Raw genomic sequence first — 20199 nt, forward strand, 5'->3', positions numbered from 1 at the left:
GTATGCTATACGCACAAGGGCGCGCATCTCGATTAGGCTTGAGGCGATGTCCGACGAGGATCTGCCCCGCGCCCTGGAAGTGCTCTGGCGCGAGCCCGCCCGCGGCCGTCGGACGCGGGGTCTGAATCGGGAGCGCATCGTCGCCGCGGCCGTGGACCTGGCTGACGCCGACGGTCTGGGCGCCCTGTCGATGGCCCGGCTGGCCGAGCGGCTGGGCTGTGGCACCATGTCGCTGTACCGCCATGTGGCCAACAAGGATGAATTGGTCACGTTCATGCTGTCGGCGGCACCGGGGCCGCCGCCCGCGCCGTCGGACCCAGCGGATTGGCGTGGCGCTCTTGCCGATTGGGCCACCGGGCTATGGGACGTGTACCACCGGCATCCGTGGGTGTTGCAGGCGGTGTCGGCCGGGCCTCCCGCCGACCCGGGCCAGTTGGCGTGGCTGGACGCCGGGCTCGCGACGCTGGGCGATACGAATTTGGCCGAGCGCGACAAGCTGGCCGCGGTCATGGCGGTGCTGCATTTCGTTCGCGGAGCCGCGGCGCTGGCGATCGAGGCCGCACCCGTCGACGGTCCCCACTACCCCGCCCTGCTGCGTCGGGTGATCGATGCGGACCGATTCCCGGCGTTGTCGGCGGCGCTCGAGGCCGGGGCTTTCGACGGCGCGGACGCCGGCCACCGCGTCGAGTTCCGCTCCGGGTTGGGACAGCTGCTCGACGGCATCGCGGTCAGGACCGCGGGCTAAGACCGGTTGGGCCCGGGCTACTTGGCCTTCTCGAGGATCTCGACGAGCCGCCAGCGCTTCGTGGCCGACGTCGGGCGCGTCTCCATCAGCGAGACGCGGTCGCCGATGCCGGCGGTGCTGTTCTCGTCGTGCGCCTTGACCTTCTTGGTGGTCCGGATGATCTTGCCGTACAACGGGTGACGCATGCGGTCTTCCAGCTCGACCACGATGGTCTTCTGCATCTTGTCGCTCACGACATAGCCGATGCGCACCTTGCGCCGCCCGCGGGTCTTCGGGTTGGCCGGAGTGTGCTTGGGGCCCTTGTCTTTCGACGCGGCGTCGGTGCTCTTGGGAGCGGTCTTCTTGGGCGCGGCCTTTTCGGGCGTCTTCTTAGCTTCTGCCATCACGAATCCTTAGTTCCGTCGGTTCCGTCGGGTCCGCTAGCGAGGCCCAGTTCTCGTTCGCGCAGCACGGTGTAAACGCGCGCGATTTCGTGACGCACCGTGCGGAGCCGGCGGTTGTTGGTGAGCTGCCCGGTCGCCATCTGGAAGCGCAGGTTGAACAGCTCCTCCTTGGATTCGCGCAGGCGGTCGGTGAGCTCGTCGTCGGTGAGCTCGCGCAGTTCGCCCGGCGAAATGCCCAGTGCCATCAGAACTGATCCTCTCGGGTCACGATGCGTGCCTTGATCGGCAGCTTGTGGATTGCGCGGGTGAGCGCCGCCCGGGCGGTCTGCTCGTTGGGGTAGCTGAGCTCGAACAGCACCCGGCCCGGCTTGACGTTGACCACCCACCACTCGGGGGAGCCCTTACCCGAACCCATCCGGGTTTCGGCGGGCTTCTTGGTCAGCGGGCGGTCGGGGAAGACGTTGATCCACACCTTGCCGCCACGCTTGATGTGCCGGTTGATCGCGATACGAGCCGCCTCGATCTGCCGGTTGGTCACGTAGGCGTGCTCGAGCGCCTGGATGCCGTAGTCACCGAAGTTCACCTGCGTCCCGCCGCTGGCGATGCCGCGCTGGCGCGGGTGGTGCTGCTTGCGGTGCTTGACCTTGCGGGGAATCAACATGATTCAGCTCTCCGTACTCTGCGGTTCGGGGGCCGGCGCGGCCTCGGCCGGAGGCGCTGCTTGGTCCTCCGCACCCGCGGCCCGGCCGGCCTCGGTGCTGGTCGCCGTGGTGCCCGACGCCCCGCTGCGCCGCGGACGCGTGCCCGACGGCCGCTCGCGGCGCGGACGGTCGGCGCCCGCCGGGGCGGCGGCGGTCAATTCGCGCTTGCCGCCGACGATGTCGCCCTTGTAGATCCACACCTTCACGCCGATGCGGCCGAAGGTGGTCTTGGCCTCGTACAGGCCATAGTCGATATCGGCGCGCAGCGTGTGCAGCGGCACCCGGCCCTCGCGGTAGAACTCCGAGCGGCTCATCTCCGCGCCGCCGAGGCGACCGGAGCACTGCACCCGGATGCCCTTGACGTTGGGCTGCCGCATCGCCGACTGAATGGCCTTGCGCATGGCGCGGCGGAACGCCACGCGGTTGCTCAACTGCTCGGCGACGCCCTGCGCCACCAATTGCGCCTGCGATTCGGGGTTTTTGACCTCGAGGATGTTGAGCTGGACCTGCTTACCGGTCAGCTTCTCCAGGTCGGCCCGGATCCGGTCGGCCTCGGTGCCGCGGCGGCCGATGACGATCCCGGGACGCGCGGTGTGGATATCAACGCGAACCCTGTCCCGGGTCCTTTCGATCTCCACGTCGGCGATGCCGGCGCGCTCCAGGCCGGTGGACAGCAGCCGCCGGATCGCGACGTCTTCCTTGACGTAGTCGGCGTACTGCTTGTCGGCGTACCAACGGGACTTCCAGTCCGTGGTGATGCCGAGCCGGAAGCCGTGCGGATTGATCTTCTGGCCCACTAGTCTGAGCCTCCCTTCGCTTCAGAAGCCTCAGAAGCCTTGGCCGGGGCCTTTTTTGCCGGGGCCTTCTTGGCGGCCGGCGCCTTCTTGGCGGGAGCCTTCTTGGCCGGTGCCTTCTTGGCCGGCGCCTTCGCCGCCGCCTTGCTGGCCTCGGCGCGACGCGCCCGCGTGGACTTCGCCGACCGCTCGCCGGAGGCGGGCCGGCTTTCCACCACGACCGTGATGTGGCTGGTGCGTCGGCGAATCCGGAACGCGCGGCCCTGGGCGCGCGGACGGATGCGCTTGGCCGTCGGTCCCTCGTCGGCGTACACGGTCGCGACCACCAGCGTCGCCGGGTCCAGGCCGTTGTTGTTCTGCGCGTTGGCCGCGGCGCTGGCGATCACCTTGGCCACCGGCTCGCTGGCGGCCTGCGGCGCCCAGCGCAGGATGTCGAGCGCGTCTTCCACCGACTTGCCGCGCACCAGGTCGATCACCCGGCGCGCCTTGGTCGGCGACACCCGCACGAACCGCGCCTTGGCGACCGCGGACGGAAACTCAGTTGTGGTCATCGCCGCTTGGCCTTCCGATCATCCTTGATGTGCCCCTTGAAGGTCCGCGTCGGGGCGAACTCGCCTAGCTTGTGGCCCACCATCGCCTCGGTGACGAACACCGGGACGTGCTTGCGCCCGTCGTGCACGGCGAAGGTGTGGCCGATGAAGTCCGGAATGATCGTCGACCGGCGAGACCAGGTCTTGATGACCTGCTTGCTGTTCTTCTCGTTCTGCACGTCCACCTTCTTGAGCAGGTGGTCGTCGACGAACGGTCCCTTTTTCAGGCTGCGTGGCATAGGTTGCTACTCCTACCGCGAGTGCTTCTTGCCGGTGCGCCGGCGTCGGACGATGAGCTTGTTGCTCTGCTTGTTCGGGTGACGGGTGCGGCCCTCCGGCTTGCCCCACGGGCTGACCGGGTGGCGACCACCGGAGGTCTTACCCTCACCACCGCCGTGCGGGTGGTCGACCGGGTTCATCACGACACCACGGACGGACGGGCGCTTGCCCTTCCACCGCATGCGACCGGCCTTGCCCCAGTTGATGTTTGCCTGCTCGGCGTTGCCCACCTCGCCGACCGTGGCGCGGCAGCGCACGTCGACGCGGCGGATCTCGCCGCTGGGCATCCGCAGCGACGCGTAGCTGCCCTCCTTGCCGAGCAGCTGGATGCTCGACCCGGCCGAGCGCGCGAGCTTGGCGCCGCCACCCGGGCGCAGCTCCACGGCGTGCACCAAGGTACCGGCCGGGATGTTGCGCAGCGGCAGGTTGTTGCCCGGCTTGATGTCGGCGTTGGGGCCCGACTCCACCACATCGCCCTGCGAGAGCCCAAGCGGGGCAATGATGTAGCGCTTCTCGCCGTCCAGGAAGTGCAGCAGCGCGATGTTGGCGGTGCGGTTCGGGTCGTACTCGATGTGCGCGACCTTCGCGTTGACGCCGTCCTTGTCGTTACGACGGAAGTCGATCACCCGGTAGGCGCGCTTGTGGCCGCCACCCTTGTGCCGGGTGGTGATCCGGCCGTGGGCGTTGCGTCCACCGTGCCCGTGCAGCGGGCGAACCAGGGACTTCTCCGGCTCCGAACGGGTGATCTCGGCGAAGTCGGACACGCTGGCGCCGCGGCGACCCGGGGTCGTCGGCTTGTACTTACGAATTGCCATGTCTAATCAGGTCTTTCTCTCGCGCTCGGCTAGCTCGGTGCGCCGAAGAGGTCGATCGGCTTGCTGCCCGGGGCCAGGGTGACGATGGCGCGCTTGGTGCCCTTGCGCTTGCCGTATCCGGTCCGGGTGCGCTTGCGCTTTCCCTGCCGGTTCGCGGTGTTCACCGACGCGACCTTGACGGAGAAGATCTTCTCGATGGCGATCTTGATCTGCGTCTTGTTCGAGTCGGGGTGCACCACGAACGTGTACACGTTGTCGTCCAACAGTGAGTAGGACTTCTCGGAGATGACCGGCGCCAGGATGATGTCGCGGGGGTCAGCGATGGTCGCCATCAGGCCGAAACCTCCTCGGTGGAGCTGGTGTTGGCGGAGATGTAGGCGTTGAGGGCCTCGACGCTGAACACCACGTCATCGGAGCGCAGCACGTCGTAGGTGTTCAGCTGGTCGGGCGCCAGGACGTGCACGCCGGGCAGGTTGCGCACGCTCTTCGCACCGGTTTCGTCGGCGCGACCGATGACGAGCAGCACCTGCTTGCGATCGGTCAGCGTGGCCAGAAAAGCCTTGGCGCTCTTGGTCGACGGGGTCTGGCCGGCGACCAACTCGGTCACCGCGTGGATGCGCCCGTTGCGCGCCCGGTCCGAGAGAGCGCCGCGCAACGCCGCGGCGATCATCTTCTTGGGCGTGCGCTGGCTGTAGTCCCGCGGCTTCGGGCCGTGCACGGTGCCACCACCGGTGAACTGCGGCGCCCGGGTCGAACCCTGGCGGGCGCGGCCCGTGCCCTTCTGCCGGTAGGGCTTGCGACCGCCACCGCTGACGTCGCCGCGCGTCTTGGTCGAGTGCGTGCCCTGCCGGGCGGCCGCCCGCTGCGCGGTGACCACCTGGTGCATCAGCGCGATATTGGCCGGGGCGTCGAACAATTCGGCGGGCAGCTCGACGGAGCCGTCGACCTTGCCGTCCGGCGTCTTGACTTCGATCTTGAGAGCCATCAGTTCTCACCTCGTTTGATCGCGCTGCGAACCATCACGAGTCCGCCGGTGCGGCCGGGGACCGCACCCTTGATCAACAGCACGCCGTTCTCGGTATCGACCTTGTGCACCAACAGGTTCTGCACGGTCACCCGGTCGTTGCCCATCCGGCCGGCCATCCGGGTGCCCTTGAAGACCCGCGCCGGGGTGGCGCAGCCTCCGATGGAACCCGGCCGGCGGTGCACCGCCTGGGCACCGTGGCTGGCGCCCTGGCCGCGGAAGCCATGCCGCTTCATGGTGCCGGCGAAGCCCTTCCCCTTGGAGGTGCCGGTCACGTCGACATACGCGCCGTCGGCGAAGATCTCCGCCGTCAGCTCCTGGCCGACCTCGTATTCGGCGGCGGCGTCGGGGTTGTCCAGCCGCAGCTCGGCCAGGAAGCGGCGCGGGTTGACGCCCGCCGCCGTGTACTGACCGGTCACCGGCTTGTTCACCTTGCGCGGGCTGATCTCGCCGTACGCCAACTGAACGGCGCTGTAGCCGTCGCGCTCCGGCGTGCGGATGCGGGTCACCACGTTGGGGCCGGCCTTGACCACCGTCACCGGGACAACCCGGTTGTTCTCGTCGAACACCTGCGTCATGCCCAGCTTGGTACCCAGAATGCCTTTTCTTGCCATGAGTTCTGGATCTCCTACTGGATGTTGACGTCGACACTGGCCGGAAGGTCGATGCGCATCAGCGCGTCGACGGTCTTCGGCGTCGGATCGAGGATGTCAATCAACCGCTTGTGCGTACGCATCTCGAAGTGCTCCCGCGAGTCCTTGTACTTGTGCGGGGAGCGGATGACGCAGTACACGTTCTTCTCGGTCGGCAGCGGCACCGGACCTACGACGCTGGCACCCGTGCGGACGACGGTCTCGACGATCTTGCGCGCCGATGCGTCGATGGCCTCATGGTCGTAGGCCTTAAGCCTGATGCGGATCTTCTGTCCCGCCACGCTTTCTCCTACCCTCACTCCTGTTAAAGGCCCGTATTCGGGCCTGGTGCCCCGGCGCGCCAATCGGCGGCCCAATCTTGGGCCGGTCGAGCGTCGCGCCGGTATTGCGCCGCTGTTTACCTGTCGTGGTCCACCGGCCCCCGCGGTCGGGCGTGTCACCCTCACGCAGCCTCGTTCGCGGCCAAAATTAAGTCGCGCTCCGAGGATGAGACCGGACGCGCCCGGTTGGGCGCTGGTCGTATGCCCGGCCAGGCAGAACCCGGCGCAAGGCAACCCGAACAGTATGCCTCAGATCATGGGTTTGGCCAAATCCCGGGCAAACGTCGCCGGGACTCAGGCGCCGGCCGATTCCGTGGCCGCCGCGTCGGCCCTCTGCTGGGCCCGCTGCACGTGCAGGAAACCGTCGACGGAGGCCCGGGCACACTCCCGATAGTCGAAGTCGGGCAGGGTCGATAGCCGCCCCAGTACCAGCGGGCCGATCAACATCGCGATGGCGCGCGACCGGTCGACCTCGCCCAGTTCGGCGGCGGCCTCGGGGCTGTCGAAAACCGCGTCGAACGGCGCGGCGTACTGCTGGGCGATGCGCTCCCGCAGGGTGCTGATCGCGCCGCCGTCGCACATGCCGAGGTGCTGAGGTTCGGGCAACACATCCAGGTCGCGGCCCAGGGACAGCCACGACATGGCCGTCAGGAGGGCCGGCGCCTGCGCCACGGTCTCGGCCTGGGCCAGCACCAGCCCGATAAGGCGATCGCGCAGTGAACCGTCGGCGGGCGGCATCGGCGGCGGCGGTATCAGGCTGTTGAATGCCGCTGCCAGCAAATCATTTCCGCTCGGGAAGTGGCGATACAGGGTCGCCCTCGCTACATTGGCGCTACGAGTGACCGCATCGACGGTCACCGCGCTGGGACCCCCCGATCGCAGCAGCGCGGCGGCGGCCTCGAGCAAACGGGCCCTGGACCGCGCTGGACGGGGATCGGTACTTCCGCCGGTAATTGTGAGCTACCTCCCGGTTTGGAACCGAGACTATCGGTCTACCTACAAGACCAATAGTCTCGAAAGTCTGTCTACGCCCCCGTTAGGAGGCGCATTTATATGGTCGAAGCGCTGGTACGGCCTGATCAGCGTACTGATGTAGCGCGCCTCGGGGGTAGTCCCCGGGCCCGAACTTGGACCCTGACCGTCGCCTGCATGGGCGTCGGGCTGGTCGTCGCGTCGATGACGGCGCTGAACACCGCGCTGGGGGATCTCGCCGTCGCCACCTCGGCGACCCAGTCGCAGCTGACCTGGATCGTCGACGGTTACACGGTGGCGCTGGCCTGTTTGCTGCTGCCCGCCGGGGCGATCGGCGACCGGTACGGCAGGCGGGGCGCGTTGCTCATCGGTTTGGTCATCTTCGCCTTCGGGTCGGCCACGCCGGCGCTGTTGCACAGCCCGCTGCAGATCATCGCGGGCCGGGCGGTCGCCGGCGTCGGCGCCGCCTTCGTGATGCCCGCGACGCTGTCGCTGCTGACGGTGGCCTACCCGAAGGAGGACCGGATCAAGGCCGTCGGGATCTGGGCCGGCACCGCCGGTTCCGGCGGGGTGCTGGGCATGCTCGGATCCGGCCTGCTGCTTCGCTTTTGGGACTGGCATGCGATCTTCTGGTCGTTGGGCGTCGCCGGGCTGGCGATCTTCGCGCTGGCGTGCACCGTCGCGTCGTCGCGCGAGCACGACGCGCCACGGATCGATTCGCTGGGCGCGGTCCTGATCGGCGCGGCCGTCGCGATCGCGGTGGCCGCGATCCTCGAAGCGCCCGACCGCGGCTGGAGCGATCCCCTGGTCTGGGGCGGGCTCGTCGCCGGGGCGGCCATCGCGGCGGTGTTCGGCGTCGTCGAATTCCGGATGAGGCACCCGCTTCTGGATGTCCGACTGTTCGGCGATCCCAGTTTCGCCACCGGGGTGGCGACGATCGTCATCCTGTTCGGCGCGACGTTCGGTTTCTTCTACCTGGGCATGCAGTACGTGCAGCAGATCATGGGCTACTCCCCGCTGATGACGGCGGTGGCGTTCGGTCCCTTCATGGTCCCGCTCGGCATTTTCTCGGCGCTGTCGTTTTGGTATGTGCCGAAGTTCGGCCTGCGGCTGGTGCTGTTCGTGGGCACGTTGACGATGGCGATCGGCTTCCTGTGCATGCGCACGCTCGACCTCCATTCGAGTTTCCTCGAGTTGGCGTGGCCCACGCTGATCCTGAGCACCGGCATCGGATTCTGCACCGCACCAACGACCTCGGCGATCATGGGCGCGGTCCCCGACGAAAAGCAGGGCGTCGCGTCCGCGGTCAACGACACGTCGCGAGAGATGGGCGGGGCCCTGGGGATCGCCGTGGCCGGCTCGATACTGGCCGGCCGTTACTCGCACGAGCTGGCGCCCAGGTTGGCGGGGTTCCCCGACCCGGTGCGTGGCCCCGCGACCGATTCGCTGGCCAAGGCCGTCGAGGTGGCCGGGAAACTGGGGCCGCAGGGTGGCCAGCTGGCCGAGGCCAGCAAAGCGGCGTTCATGACGGCGATGCACGCCTCGACGACGGTCCTGGCCGTGATCGTCGCCGTCGCCGCGATCCTGATCGGGCTGTGGGCTCCGGGCCGCGACGGGCGGCAGCTGAGTCTGGTGCGCCGGCTCGTGGGTTGCCGGCGAATGCTTGCTGAAGATCCGCTGAAAACGCCTCGGGCGACCCCGGATGGGCGATACTCTGCGCGAAGCGGTGTCCGTGATGGGGAGGCGGACGACGTCGAGACAGCCGGGGGAGCCGAATGTCGTATGTGATCGCAGCGCCCGAATATGTGGCTAACGCCGCATTGGATTTGGCGAACATCGGATCCGCGATCAGCGACGCAAACTCCGCCGCTTTGGGCCCGGTATCCAGCGTGGCACCCGCGGGCGCCGACGAGGTGTCGGCCGGCATCTCGAGCCTGTTCGACGCGCACGCCCAGGTCTATCAGGCGCTAAGCGCCGCCGCGCAGGCCTTCCACAGCCAGTTCGTCCAGTTGATGAGCGCCGGCGCCGAGCAATACGCCCTCACCGAGGCGGCGAACGCCTCTCCCCTGCAAACCGTCCAGAACATGGTGGCGGGCAATGTCCCCGGGCAGGCGCTCTCGACCGCGCAACCGCTGGCCGGCACCGCGGCCTCGGCGGGCTCCGCGGCGGCGGGAGTGCCCGCGGCGGCGGCGGGGGCCGCCGGTGGCGCGGCGCCGGCCGCACCGGCGACACCCCTGGCGGCGGCGGTCACGCCGGCTCCAGCGGCACCGGTCGCGCTGGCGCCGACCGGCACGCCGCTCGCGGCGGCGCCGGCGGTGGCGCCGGCGGTCGCGCCGCTTGCACCGGCGGGCACGCCGGCCGCCGCGGTGCCGGCTGAAGTCGCCACACCCGCACCCGTTGGCGCGCCGGTGGCGGCGGCGCCGGTGGAGGGGCCGATCGAAACCCCGGCAATCTCTCCGGTGACGGCCGCGCAGGCGATGCCGGTCACCACGCCGCTCACCGCGGCGCCGGCGGCAACCCCGAACTATTCCCCGGCGACGCCGCCCTACTCCCCGACGGCGGCGGCCGCTTCCCATGAGGAGCAACCGGCGGCGACCGGCGCACCGATCGAGATGCACCCCTACTCGGCCTGATTCACGGGCTCCCGCTCGGAGCCGCCAGCCATCCGGCGAAAACGGCATTGCGGTGTTGCGGCGGGTCTAGCATTAGCTCCAGCAAAGTCAAGTTGGGAGCGCGTGAAATGACTTTTCTGATCGCGGCACCCGACGTAATGCAAGTAGCCACACAGGATTTGGCCGGAATCGGCGCCGCGCTGCGGCAGGCCAACGGCGCGGCGGCGGGCACGACCACCGAGATCATCGCGGCGGGCACCGATGAGGTGTCCACCGCCATCGCGTCGGTGTTCGGGGCACATGCCCAGCAGTACCAGGCACTGAGCGCCCAGTTGGAATCGTTCCACCAACAGTTCGTGCAGCTGATGGGTGGCGGCGCGTCGCAATATTCGCTCGCCGAGGCGGCCAACGCCACCCCGCTGCAGACCATCGAGCAGGACATCCTCAACGTGATCAACACGCCCAGCGTGTTGTTGACGGGGCGCCCGCTGATCGGTAACGGCACCAACGGGAAGCCCAACACGGGAGCCAACGGTGCCGACGGCGGCTGGTTGTGGGGTAGCGGTGGGAACGGCGGGTACGGCGCCAGCGGCAAAAGCGGCGGTAACGGCGGAGCCGGCGGCTTTTTCGGCGGTGTCGGCGGGACCGGCGGGGCGGGCGGCGCGGGCGGCGGCGCGGGGGGCAGCGGCGGGGCCGGTGGGTTGTTCGGTGGCGTGGGCGGCGCGGGCGGTGCCGGGGGGAGCAACGCCGCCGGCGCCGGTGGCGTGGGCGGGCACGGCGGGACGGGTGGACTGTTCGGCACTGGCGGGCCCGGTGGTTCCGGCGGTACCGGGGTTACCGGCGGCAGCGGCGGTGGGGGCGGCAACGCCGCCCTGATCGGCAACGGCGGCGCGGGCGGCAACGGCGGTTTCGGCACGGCCCAAGACGGCGCCGGCGGCAACGGCGGCGACGCCCAGCTGATTGGGTTCGGCGGTAACGGGGGAAACGGCTTCACCGCCGGCACGAACCCGCCCGGCGTCGGCGGCCAAGGCGGCTTGCTCATCGGCGTGCCCGGCGCGGACGGTGTCGTCTTCAGTCCATAGCTCGACTCACGCAACGAATTCCGCTGCGCGGTGGCCGACCATCACGATGGTCGCGTGCGGACCGCGACTCGTGATCGCGGGCAGGATGGAACCGTCTATCACCCAAAGGTTTTCGATGCCCAACACCCGGCAGCCCGGGTCGACGACGGCGCCCATCGGCGCGGTGCCGCACAGGTGTTGCGACGTCGACCACACCGGCGACCCGACAGACGTTGCGGCACCGGCCAACTCGCGGGCCAGTTCACTCCCCCGGCGCAGCGCGGCGACGTCGTCGGGCTCGCTGTCGTAGCGATGCTCGATGTGCGGCGGCACGTCTGGGTCCGGTGAGACGAGCGTGATGCGACCGCGCGCTCGCGGCCGCATGAGCGCCACCCCGATGTGCGGCCAGTCGGGGTGGCCCGCGGTGCCATCGCCGGTCATCGCCACGAATCCGCCCGTGTACGGCCGGATCTCGATCCCGTCGGCGGTGCTGAGCACGACCTCCACCACGGGCCGGCCCGGGGCCACCGCCCAGTTGGTCGGCAACACCCACTCCGGGTGGTCGCTGAACGACGTCGCGACCGGCAGCGGCGCCACCACCGGAACGCCCACGGCGCGCAGCATCGCTTCGTCGCCGATGCCGGACAGCATCAGCAGGTGAGCCGACTCAATGGCGCCGGCGCACAACACGATTCGGTCGGCGAACAGCGTCGCCCGGCCCTGCGGGCCGACCACGTCGACGCCCACCGCGGCGGCGCCCGCGAACCGCAGCCGCACCGCGCGGGTCCGCTCCAGCAATGTCAGGTTGGGCCGCCCAAGCGCCGGTAGCAGGTACGCGGCCCCGGAGCCGGTGCGCACCCCGTCGACGATGTTCAGTGGGACCGCGCCCAGGCCCGAAACCAGTTCCGGCCCGGCGTCATTGAGATCGTCGATCCAAGGGAATCCGGCGCGTTCGGCCGCCGCAATGAATGTTTCCGTGGTACCGGTCATTTCGCGTGTCCGGCGCACCGCGATGGGCCCGGACTTACCGTGGGCCGGCCCGTCGAAATCGAGGTCGGTCTCGATCGCGCGGAAGTGCTCGAGCACATCCGGCCACGCCCAGCCGGGAACCGCTGCGCGATCGAAGTCGCGCGGCAAGCCGCGACAGAAGTAGCCGCCGTTGATCGCGCCCGACCCGCCGACGGTGGCCCCGCGCACGATCGGCAACTTGAGGGCGTGCCGATCGGTCAGCGTGGTCAGGTAGCGCCGGGCCAGGGGGCTGCCGACCCCGATCGGCAGCTGCAACCCGTTGGCGGTCAGGGCCAGCAGTTCCGGGTCGGCGAGTGCGGGCCCGGCCTCCAGGACGGTGACGGTGCGGGCGGGGTCGGCGGAAAGGCGTTCGGCAACAACGGATCCACCGCTGCCGGCACCGACGATCAGCACATCGCTGCGCGGGGCGGCCACGGTCAAAGCGGTTAAGTGCGAATCTGCGGCTTGAGCGCGCGCACGTTGCGTTCGCGCACCACACCCCACCACAGCCCGAGGCCGTAGGCCAGGTCGTCGACCCGCTTGAGCAACACGTAGGTCAGCAGCCCGATGGGTTCGGCGTCGTCGCCGGTGGCGTCCCGGCGGCGCAGCCAGTCCACCACGCCGTCCATGACGGCGGCCACCAGCACGACGCGTCTGCAGTGGCGCGACAGGATGGCCGCGACCAAGGCCAGCGGCCAGTAGTGCCGGCACAGGGCTGACGCCAGCTGCAGCGCCGCCGACCACAGTCCGCGAGTCGCGATCGTGAGGACGTCCACCAGCGAGGTGTCGGCGCCGCGCATCGCCTTGGCGATCCGCCGACCCGTCAGCAGCGCGACGACGATCGAGGCGAGCTGGCTGAGGCTCGTCCCCAACGCGACGAGGATCCAGGCCATCAGCGCCCAGCCGGAGATCACCACCGGGGCCGTCTTGTCCGGGTGGCGAACGGACAGCGGGGCCGCCGAACCGCCATAAAAGGCCTTGCGCGCGAGCCAATCCCGTAGCTCGGTGCGGTGATCGTGGGCCACCTGTGCGATCGGCTCGTAACGCAGCCGGGCGCCCGCTTCGATGAGCCGCCAGCACAGGTCGACGTCCTCGCCGGACTGCATCGTCTCGTCGAACCCGCCGACGCCGCGGATGGCCGAGCGGCGGCAGATGATCGCCGCGCTGGGGACGTAGGACACCGTGCTGTGGGGCAGGACCGGGGCTTCGCGCTCCCCCAGGTCCAGGGACGAGTGCACCGCCTCATAGCGCGCCACCACGTTCTCGCTGTGCGACAGGCCCACGATGCGCGGCGCGACCAGGGCGACGGTCGGATCGCAGAAGTGACCGAGCAGGGCCTCCAGCCAGCCGCGGCGCGGCGCGACGTCGGAGTCCAGAAACGCCACGAAGTCGGTGGTGCAGGCGGCCAGCCCGGTGTTGCGCGCCGCCGCCGGACCCTTGCTGTGGGCGTGCCGCAGCACCTCGACGTCGCAGTGCGCGCCGATGAAGTCTTCCGGCTCGATCGGAGGGGACGAACCGTCGTCGACCACGATGACGCGCAACCCGCGCAGCGAACTGACCAGGCGCCGCACCCCGGAGACGTTGTCCCGCACCGGGATAACCACCGTGACGTCGCGGTGCGACGGGCCGCCCGCCGGCCGGGGATGCGCCACGGTGGCGTCCAGGAGGGTGCGGGCCAGCTGGGCGCTGACGTCGTCGCGAACCTTCAGCCGGCCGTCGGAGAGCATGCTCTGGGCGGCGGGAGCCAACTTCAGCAGGCGAGTCGGTGAGCCGCCCAGCAGGGCGGAGCCGTCGCCGAGCACCCGCACGCGGCGATCGACCTGGACGGCGAACCCGTCCGGCAATCGGGTAGCGGTCATGTGATCATCCCGTCGGGCCCGGGCGACCACCGGGCGACTCGACGGACACAGTCGTCGACCATCTCGGCGAAGATGCGCTTGCCCTCGGCGGCCGTCGCGGTGGTCGGGTCCCCCAACACCCCGACCCGGCTGACCGCCGCGACGCCCCCGCGGCGCATCGAGGGGAGCAGGTCTCCCAACGGCGCCCGGTTGCCGATGAGCCACCGGTCGGTCAGCACGTCGGCCGGTGAGATGTGGAGCAATACCGATGTTTCGGTATGGCCGGCGTGGGCGTCGCCGCCGGGGGCGACGCAGGGGCACCATGCGGCGTCGCGGCCCTCGGCGCGCAGCGTGCTCACCGCGCCGCGCAACGCGCCGACGTTGCCGCCGTGGCCGTTGACGAAGACGAGCCGCGGGGCCCAGCAGGCCGCTGACCTGCCGTACTCCACCAGCAGCGCGGTCAGCGCTTCGGTGCCGATCGAGATCGTTCCGGCGAAGTCTTGGTGCTCGCCGCTGGCGCCGTAGGCGATGGCCGGCGCCACCAACCAGTCCTGCTCCAGGCGGGCCCTGGCCCCGCGCGCGACCGCCGCCGCAATCCGGGTATCGGTGTCCACCGGGAGGTGTGGACCGTGTTGTTCGGTCGACCCCAGCGGGACCATTAACGACGGCGAGGTGCCGAATAGCTGGCTCGACGCCATCGTCGCTAATTCGCCGAGTACGGGCACTGGCTGATGGTAGGACGAATTCACCTGGCGTGCACCAATTGTTGACCCTACAAAATTATTTTTTTCTGGGTTGTTCACCGAGCGGTCGAATTTGATGGCTCGTTCGTCACGGTTGCCTCGCAAGCACCACAATTTTCGCCGCCGTCGATTCACGCTAGAGGACCATTTCGCGCTGCTGGTGAAAACCGCTCATGCTCAATCTTGGGAAAAAGGCCCGACGTGCCCAGGTTTAGGCCGGCGGCACCCCGAGCGCCCGGGTGAAGCCGGCCGGCACCAAGAGGTCGCCCGGGCTGAGGTCGTGTACCGAGGAGCGCCCCAGACCCATCAGCGCCGAGTCGATGCCGCCGCGCAAGATGTCGAGGACGTTCTCCACACCGGCCTGGCCGCCGGCCGCGAGGCCCCATAGGTATGCCCGGCCGATCATCACAGCGCGCGCCCCGAGCGCCACCGCCTTGACGACGTCGCTGCCGCGGCGGATGCCGCCGTCGAGCAGCACCTCGACCTGGTCCCCGACCGCCGCGGCCACGGCGGGCAGCGCGCGGATCGACGCCGGCGTGCCGTCCAGGTTGTTGCCGCCGTGATTCGACACGGAAATCGCCGAAACACCGGCGTCCACAGCCCTTTTGGCGTCGTCGACGCGCATCACGCCCTTGAGCATGAACGGTCCGCCCCACAGCTGGCGCAGCCAGGCGATGTCGTCCCAGGTCGGCGGCGGGGTGCCCATCCACTCCCCGTATGCGGCGAAGAACGGCGGACCGGGCTCGCCGCGGCGCGCCTGGTTGGGCACCCGCAGGTCCGGCGGGCGCAGCGTCTTGCCGTACTTCCACAACCAGCGGGGCTTGAAGACCGCCTCCGGAGACTGCCGCAGGATGGTCCGCAGGTTCATCTCTTCGGGGATCTTCGGACTGCCCCAGTCGCGCCCGTGCGAGAACGACCAGTCGGTGGTGACGATCAAACCGACCGCGCCGGCCTGGCGCGCGCGTTCCACGCGCTCGGCGATGGCGTCGCGCCCGCCGAGCCAGTACACCTGGAAGAAGAGTTTGGGATTGGCGGCGATGACCTCTTCGATCGGCTTGCTGGCGAACGAGGACAGCCCCATCGCCGTTCCCCGCGCCGCGGCCGCGCGCGCGACGGCCACCTCGCCGTCCGGATCGACGGCTTGGACGCCGGTCGGCGAAATGACCACCGGAAACGAAATATCCTGTCCCATAACGGTAGTCGATTGGTCGCGCTTTTCCGGCGCGCCGACGACATGGGGCGCGAATCCGAGTTCGTTAAACGCTTCGACGTTGCCCGCGACGGTGATTCCCTTTTCGCTGCCCGCAAGCAGCGCCGAATAAACGGATTTCGGCAGCCGCCGCTTCGCGCGCTGCTGGGCGATGGCGACCGTTTCGAACCATTGGTCGGCCATGGCTATACGGGGCTTTCGTTGCACAGCCGCGCCGGCGGTCGCGACAGTGTCAGAAGTACTGGCCCGCTCGTCTTCCGGGAGTGGTCGGCGCGGGGCCGCGGTGTGCTGCGGTCGCGCGACAGCGCCTGCTCGCTGTGGCCCTGGACGCATTCGGGGTCCGGCCCGTCCATCGGCAGGCCGGTGAAGAACTTGGCCGCCATGCAGCCGCCCCGGCAGCTGTCGTAGTGCCCGCAGCTGCCGCAGGCCCCCGCCGACTGCGGTTCGCGGAGTTCACGAAACAGCGGCGCGTTCTTCCAGACGTTGTCAAATCCCCCGTCGGACAGGATGTTTCCGGCCAGGAAGCGGTCGTGGATGGCGAACGGGCAGGCGTAGACGTCGCCCACGGGGTCGATCAGGCACACCACCCGGCCGGCGCCGCACATGTTCAAACCGGCAAGGGCACCGGAGGAGCCGAGCGGCGCGAGGTGGAAGAAGGAGTCACCGGTGAGCACCCGCTCCCCCTTGGCGACCAGCCAGTCGTAGAGCTGGACCTGCTGGGCGGCGGTGGGGTGCAGCTCTTCCCACACGTCGGCGCCCCGGCCCGAGGGCCGGAGCCGGGTGATCCTCAGGGTGGCGCCGTAACGGCTTGCCAGCGCGGCGAATTCGTCGAGCTGGTCGACGTTGTGCCGGGTCACGACGACCGAGATCTTCGCATCCTTGAAGCCAGCGGCCGCGAGATTCTCCAGCGCCCGCACCGCCATCGCGAACGAGCCGGCGCCGCGGACGGCGTCGTTGACCTCCGCGGTGGCGCCGTCGAGCGAGATCTGGACGTCGACGTAGTCACTGGCCGCCAGGCGCGCCGCGACCTGCGGCGTGATCCGGACGCCGTTGGTGGAGAACTTCACGCCGACGTGGTGCGCGGTCGCGTAGTCGACCAGCTCCCAGAAGTCGGGCCGCACGGTGGGTTCGCCGCCGCCGATGTTGACGTAGAACACCTGCATGCGTTCCAGCTCGTCGATGATGTCCATGCACTGGCGGGTGGACAGCTCGCGCGGGTCGCGCTTGCCCGACGACGAGAGGCAGTGCACGCAGGCCAGGTTGCACGCGTAGGTCAGCTCCCAGGTCAGGCAGATCGGGGCGTCCAGCCCGCGCTCGAACTGCTCGATCAGCCGCGGAACCGTGACGGTCATTGAGCCTCCTGAAGTACCAACATCTTTGAATCCGCCAACACACCCAGCGCGTGCAGGTAAGGCTCCTGCCCCGGGTCGTCCACGCCCGCGGCACGGCAGGCCGACCGGACGTCGGGATGGTCGGCCAGCGACCGCACCACCGTGAGGATGGTGCGGTTCTTCAGGAAGGACAGCTTGCGGGTGCCGAAGTGATAGAGCAGCGCGCCGAACGGCTCCGGCCGCACCGCCACCTGCGGATGCAGCCGCCAGCCGCGATCGGGGTCGAACACGCGGATCAGTAGACCCCGCACATCCCGTCGATGGACACCTCTTCCACGAGGGTCTCGGTCACGAGCTCGGTCTCGGTCTGGTTTTCGTGCTCCATGAAACTTTTCCTCCCGTTGGGACTCGACAAGGATGGATCGTTCTGGACACAATATGGCATCGAGTGCCGCAATGGAAGGGCGGGTCCGAACATGCCGCAGCCGCGGGTGGGCCGACGCCGTTCGACGACGCCGGGGCACATCACCGACGTCGCCCTCGACCTGTTCGCCGCCCGGGGGTTCGCCGAGGTGAGCGTCGACGACGTCGCGCACGCGGCCGGCATCGCCCGCCGCACGCTGTTTCGCTATTACGCGTCCAAGAACGCGATCCTGTGGGGCGACTTCGACGCCCACCTCGCGCACCTGCGGGAGCTGCTCGACAACGTCGACCCGCGGGTGCCCCTCGACGAGGCGCTGCGCGGGGCGCTGTTGGCGTTCAACACCTTCGACGAATGCGAAACGGTCCGCCACCGCCAGCGCATGCGGGTCATCCTGGAAACCGCGGAGCTGCAGGCCTATTCGATGACCATGTATGCCGGCTGGCGCGAGGTGATGGCGGGCTTCGTGGCCCACCGGCTGGGCGTCAAGACGACCGACCCGCTGCCGCAGACCGTCGCCTGGACGATGCTCGGGGTGGCGTTGAGCGCCTACGAGCACTGGCTCTCCGACGAATCCGTCCCGCTGCCGGCCGCGCTCGGCGATGCGTTCGACGTCGTCGGGGCCGGGCTGGAAAGGCTGGACCGATGAGCGGGGGCACCGAGCACCTGCTGCACATGCTGCGCTCGCAGGGCCGGTTCTGCGCGGGCTCCGGCTCCCCGATGTACGGGGAGCTCTTCGAGCTGGTGGCCGGCGACGTCGAGGCGGGCGGCGTCTTCGCGACCATCCTGTCCGGGCACGAGGACGCACCCTCGCGCCACGCGGTGCCGCTTCGGCTGCTCGGCGGGCTGCACCGGTTGGTGCTCGACGGCCGGGCGCCGCAGTTGCGGCGCTGGTATCCCAGCACCGGCGGCGCCTGGGACGCGGCGAGCGCGTGGCCCGAAGTCCTGCGCACCGTGGCGGAGCATGCCGACCCGTTGCGCGCCGCGCTCCATCAGCCGCCGCAGACCAACGAGGTGGGCCGATCCGCCGCGCTGATCGGTGGCCTGCTGCTGCTCAACCGCGGATTGGGTTTGCCGATAAGGCTTTTCGAGATCGGATCGAGCGCGGGGCTGAACATGCGCGCCGACCACTACCACTACCGGCACCAGGCCGGCAGGTGGGGGCCGCCCGACTCGCCGGTCACCATCAACGACGCGTGGCGCGGCGCCCTGCCGCCCGACGGCCCCCTGCGCGTCGTCGAGCGAAACGGCTACGACATCGCGCCCATCGACGTCACCGGCGCCGAGGGGGAAGTGACCGCGTTGAGCTACGTCTGGCCCGACCAGGACGCCCGGTTGCGCCGGCTGCGCGGTGCCATCGCCGTCGCCCGGAACGTCCCGGCGCGACTCGAGCGCCGCACGGCGGCCGAGGCGGTCGCCGGCCTGACCCTCGCCGCCGGCGCGCTGACCGTGCTGTGGCATTCGATCACCTGGCAGTACCTGTCCGACGAGGAGCGCGCCGCGGTCCGCGACGCGATCGAGGCGCTCGGCGCCCAGGCCGACGCCCGGTTCCCGTTCGCGCACCTGACGCTGGAGCCCGCGCGGGACGGGCCCGGCGCGCCGATCCGGTTTTTGGTGCGGGCCCGCAGCTGGCCGGGTGGCGAGTTCGCGGTCCTCGCCGAGTGCCATCCACATGGCCCGCCCGTGAATTGGCTGCAGGTTTCGCTGGGTTAGTTCTGAGCCTCGGGGTTCGCGATCCGGACGGGCGCCCCATCCAGCCAGGCGACGACGGCCTCGACGGTGTCTTCGTAGAAGGCGCTGAGCATTTCGCGGGTGACGTAGCCGAGGTGGGGAGACAGCGTCACGTTCGCCAGCGCCCGCAACGGATGGTCGGGCGGCGGGGGTTCGGTGTCGTAGACGTCGAGCCCGGCCCCGGCGATGCGACCGGTCCGCAGCGTGTCGATCAGCGCGGCCTCGTCCACGATGGGGCCGCGCGAGGTGTTGATCAGGTAGGCATGCGACTTCATCAGGGCCAGCTCGGGCCGGCCGACCAGCCCGCGGGTGCGCTCGGCGAGCACCAGGTGGATCGAGACCACGTCGGACTCGGCGAAAAGTGCCGCCTTCTCGACCCGGCGGGCGCCGGCCGCCGCGGCGGCCTCGTCGGTGAGATTCTGGCTCCACGCAATCACTTGCATGCCAAAGACTTTCGCGTATTCGACCATGCGCTTGCCGGTCCGGCCCAGCCCGAGCAGCCCAAGCGTCTTGCCGGCCAAGGTCATACCGGTGGTCGACTGCCATCCCCCGTCGCGCATCCGCCGATGTTCCTCGGCCAGATTGCGCACCGTCGCGATCAACAGGCCCCAGGCCAGTTCCGGGGTCGCGTCGCGAACCGAGGAGAATCGCGGGTTGGCGAAATCCGAGTGGGCGACCAGCACCCCGCGCTCGGTGGCCGCGGCCATGTCCAGGTTGGGCAGGCTCCGGCCGACGATGGTGATCAGCTTGAGGTTAGGCAGCCGCTCGATGAGCGTGCGCGGCAGCGCCATCCGCTCGCGCAGGGTGCAGATCACGTCGAAGGGCCGCAACGCGTCGGCGGCCTCGGCCTCGGACAGGTGGCGGTCGAAAACCGTGAGCTCACAACGGGTCCGCACCGACGACCAGTCGGCGAGGTCAAGGGCCACGCCGGCGTAATCGTCGAGTATCGCGACTTTCGCCATCCGGGC

Annotated in this window: 26 protein-coding genes; 6 read left to right on the top strand and 20 right to left on the bottom strand. The window is 69.6% G+C overall.

Annotated features, from left to right (window positions below; genetic code table 11):
• Window positions 1-46 precede the first annotated feature (46 nt).
• Window positions 47-745 (top strand): TetR/AcrR family transcriptional regulator, encoded by a 699-nt coding sequence (locus AC5Y2S_RS10280; RefSeq protein ID WP_499956013.1) that lies wholly within the window; start codon window positions 47-49, stop codon window positions 743-745.
• Between the two features lie 17 nt (window positions 746-762).
• On the opposite strand, the gene rpsQ is transcribed toward AC5Y2S_RS10280, so the two are convergent.
• The 12 genes from rpsQ to AC5Y2S_RS10340 all read right to left on the bottom strand — a co-directional run bounded on the left by rpsQ (window position 763) and on the right by AC5Y2S_RS10340 (window position 7210).
• Complete coding sequence (rpsQ, locus tag AC5Y2S_RS10285) at window positions 763-1131, bottom strand: 30S ribosomal protein S17 (protein WP_499956015.1); 369 nt, start codon at window positions 1129-1131, stop codon at window positions 763-765.
• Window positions 1128-1373 (bottom strand): 50S ribosomal protein L29, encoded by a 246-nt coding sequence (gene rpmC, locus AC5Y2S_RS10290; protein ID WP_499956016.1) that lies wholly within the window; start codon window positions 1371-1373, stop codon window positions 1128-1130. Before rpmC ends, rpsQ begins: the two co-directional genes overlap by 4 nt.
• Window positions 1373-1789 (bottom strand): 50S ribosomal protein L16, encoded by a 417-nt coding sequence (gene rplP / locus AC5Y2S_RS10295; protein ID WP_499901706.1) that lies wholly within the window; start codon window positions 1787-1789, stop codon window positions 1373-1375. The genes rpmC and rplP overlap by 1 nt, the downstream gene beginning before the upstream one ends.
• Before the next feature lie 3 nt (window positions 1790-1792).
• Window positions 1793-2626 carry a 30S ribosomal protein S3 gene (gene rpsC, locus AC5Y2S_RS10300; RefSeq protein ID WP_499879145.1) on the bottom strand — a complete coding sequence of 278 codons (834 nt, stop codon included), beginning with the start codon at window positions 2624-2626 and terminating at the stop codon, window positions 1793-1795.
• Window positions 2626-3174, bottom strand: coding sequence for a 50S ribosomal protein L22 (gene rplV, locus AC5Y2S_RS10305; protein ID WP_499956017.1), 549 nt, complete (start codon window positions 3172-3174; stop codon window positions 2626-2628). The genes rpsC and rplV overlap by 1 nt, the downstream gene beginning before the upstream one ends.
• Window positions 3171-3452 (bottom strand): 30S ribosomal protein S19, encoded by a 282-nt coding sequence (rpsS, locus tag AC5Y2S_RS10310; protein ID WP_025738376.1) that lies wholly within the window; start codon window positions 3450-3452, stop codon window positions 3171-3173. Before rpsS ends, rplV begins: the two co-directional genes overlap by 4 nt.
• Before the next feature lie 12 nt (window positions 3453-3464).
• Entirely contained in the window at window positions 3465-4307 is an 843-nt protein-coding gene (gene rplB / locus AC5Y2S_RS10315) for a 50S ribosomal protein L2 (protein ID WP_085190746.1), read from the bottom strand.
• 29 nt (window positions 4308-4336) lie between these two features.
• A complete protein-coding gene (gene rplW / locus AC5Y2S_RS10320; protein ID WP_067012931.1) occupies window positions 4337-4639 on the bottom strand; it encodes a 50S ribosomal protein L23 in 303 nt (100 codons plus the stop codon).
• Complete coding sequence (rplD, locus tag AC5Y2S_RS10325; RefSeq protein ID WP_499956019.1) at window positions 4639-5292, bottom strand: 50S ribosomal protein L4; 654 nt, start codon at window positions 5290-5292, stop codon at window positions 4639-4641. Before rplD ends, rplW begins: the two co-directional genes overlap by 1 nt.
• Entirely contained in the window at window positions 5292-5945 is a 654-nt protein-coding gene (rplC, locus tag AC5Y2S_RS10330) for a 50S ribosomal protein L3 (RefSeq protein WP_067012928.1), read from the bottom strand. Before rplC ends, rplD begins: the two co-directional genes overlap by 1 nt.
• A 14-nt stretch (window positions 5946-5959) precedes the next feature.
• Window positions 5960-6265: a 30S ribosomal protein S10 gene (gene rpsJ, locus AC5Y2S_RS10335; protein ID WP_003873519.1), complete on the bottom strand. Its 306-nt coding sequence runs from the start codon at window positions 6263-6265 to the stop codon at window positions 5960-5962.
• 333 nt (window positions 6266-6598) lie between these two features.
• Complete coding sequence (locus tag AC5Y2S_RS10340) at window positions 6599-7210, bottom strand: TetR/AcrR family transcriptional regulator (RefSeq protein WP_499956021.1); 612 nt, start codon at window positions 7208-7210, stop codon at window positions 6599-6601.
• Between the two features lie 243 nt (window positions 7211-7453).
• On the opposite strand from AC5Y2S_RS10340, the gene AC5Y2S_RS10345 reads away from it, so the two are divergent.
• The 3 genes from AC5Y2S_RS10345 to AC5Y2S_RS10355 all read left to right on the top strand — a co-directional run bounded on the left by AC5Y2S_RS10345 (window position 7454) and on the right by AC5Y2S_RS10355 (window position 10970).
• On the top strand, window positions 7454-9064 hold the full coding sequence (locus AC5Y2S_RS10345) for an MFS transporter (RefSeq protein ID WP_499956022.1): 1611 nt from the start codon (window positions 7454-7456) through the stop codon (window positions 9062-9064).
• On the top strand, window positions 9052-9909 hold the full coding sequence (locus AC5Y2S_RS10350; protein ID WP_499956023.1) for a PE family protein: 858 nt from the start codon (window positions 9052-9054) through the stop codon (window positions 9907-9909). The genes AC5Y2S_RS10345 and AC5Y2S_RS10350 overlap by 13 nt, the downstream gene beginning before the upstream one ends.
• Before the next feature lie 107 nt (window positions 9910-10016).
• Window positions 10017-10970, top strand: coding sequence for a PE family protein (locus AC5Y2S_RS10355; protein ID WP_499956025.1), 954 nt, complete (start codon window positions 10017-10019; stop codon window positions 10968-10970).
• A gap of 6 nt (window positions 10971-10976) precedes the next feature.
• Here the strand turns inward: AC5Y2S_RS10355 and mftG are convergent, their stop codons facing one another.
• The 7 genes from mftG to mftA form a co-directional block, all read right to left on the bottom strand.
• A complete protein-coding gene (gene mftG / locus AC5Y2S_RS10360; protein ID WP_499956027.1) occupies window positions 10977-12398 on the bottom strand; it encodes a mycofactocin dehydrogenase MftG in 1422 nt (473 codons plus the stop codon).
• Between the two features lie 5 nt (window positions 12399-12403).
• Entirely contained in the window at window positions 12404-13816 is a 1413-nt protein-coding gene (gene mftF, locus AC5Y2S_RS10365) for a mycofactocin biosynthesis glycosyltransferase MftF (RefSeq protein ID WP_499956029.1), read from the bottom strand.
• Complete coding sequence (gene mftE / locus AC5Y2S_RS10370; RefSeq protein ID WP_499956030.1) at window positions 13813-14544, bottom strand: mycofactocin biosynthesis peptidyl-dipeptidase MftE; 732 nt, start codon at window positions 14542-14544, stop codon at window positions 13813-13815. The genes mftF and mftE overlap by 4 nt, the downstream gene beginning before the upstream one ends.
• Before the next feature lie 205 nt (window positions 14545-14749).
• On the bottom strand, window positions 14750-15931 hold the full coding sequence (mftD, locus tag AC5Y2S_RS10375; protein WP_499956031.1) for a pre-mycofactocin synthase MftD: 1182 nt from the start codon (window positions 15929-15931) through the stop codon (window positions 14750-14752).
• A 2-nt stretch (window positions 15932-15933) separates the two neighbouring features.
• Window positions 15934-17100 carry a mycofactocin radical SAM maturase gene (gene mftC, locus AC5Y2S_RS10380; protein ID WP_499956032.1) on the bottom strand — a complete coding sequence of 389 codons (1167 nt, stop codon included), beginning with the start codon at window positions 17098-17100 and terminating at the stop codon, window positions 15934-15936.
• Entirely contained in the window at window positions 17097-17369 is a 273-nt protein-coding gene (mftB, locus tag AC5Y2S_RS10385) for a mycofactocin biosynthesis chaperone MftB (protein WP_499879134.1), read from the bottom strand. Before mftB ends, mftC begins: the two co-directional genes overlap by 4 nt.
• A 5-nt stretch (window positions 17370-17374) precedes the next feature.
• Entirely contained in the window at window positions 17375-17464 is a 90-nt protein-coding gene (gene mftA, locus AC5Y2S_RS10390; RefSeq protein WP_499901718.1) for a mycofactocin precursor MftA, read from the bottom strand.
• 91 nt (window positions 17465-17555) lie between these two features.
• On the opposite strand from mftA, the gene mftR reads away from it, so the two are divergent.
• A complete protein-coding gene (gene mftR / locus AC5Y2S_RS10395) occupies window positions 17556-18149 on the top strand; it encodes a mycofactocin system transcriptional regulator MftR (RefSeq protein WP_499956033.1) in 594 nt (197 codons plus the stop codon).
• A complete protein-coding gene (locus AC5Y2S_RS10400; protein ID WP_499956034.1) occupies window positions 18146-19213 on the top strand; it encodes a DUF2332 domain-containing protein in 1068 nt (355 codons plus the stop codon). The genes mftR and AC5Y2S_RS10400 overlap by 4 nt, the downstream gene beginning before the upstream one ends.
• On the opposite strand, the gene AC5Y2S_RS10405 is transcribed toward AC5Y2S_RS10400, so the two are convergent.
• A complete protein-coding gene (locus tag AC5Y2S_RS10405) occupies window positions 19210-20193 on the bottom strand; it encodes a D-2-hydroxyacid dehydrogenase family protein (protein WP_499956036.1) in 984 nt (327 codons plus the stop codon). The two genes, AC5Y2S_RS10400 and AC5Y2S_RS10405, sit on opposite strands and share 4 nt — an antisense overlap.
• Window positions 20194-20199: the final 6 nt, after the last annotated feature.

The sequence above is a fragment of the Mycobacterium sp. NGS69 genome, assembly GCF_059812165.1.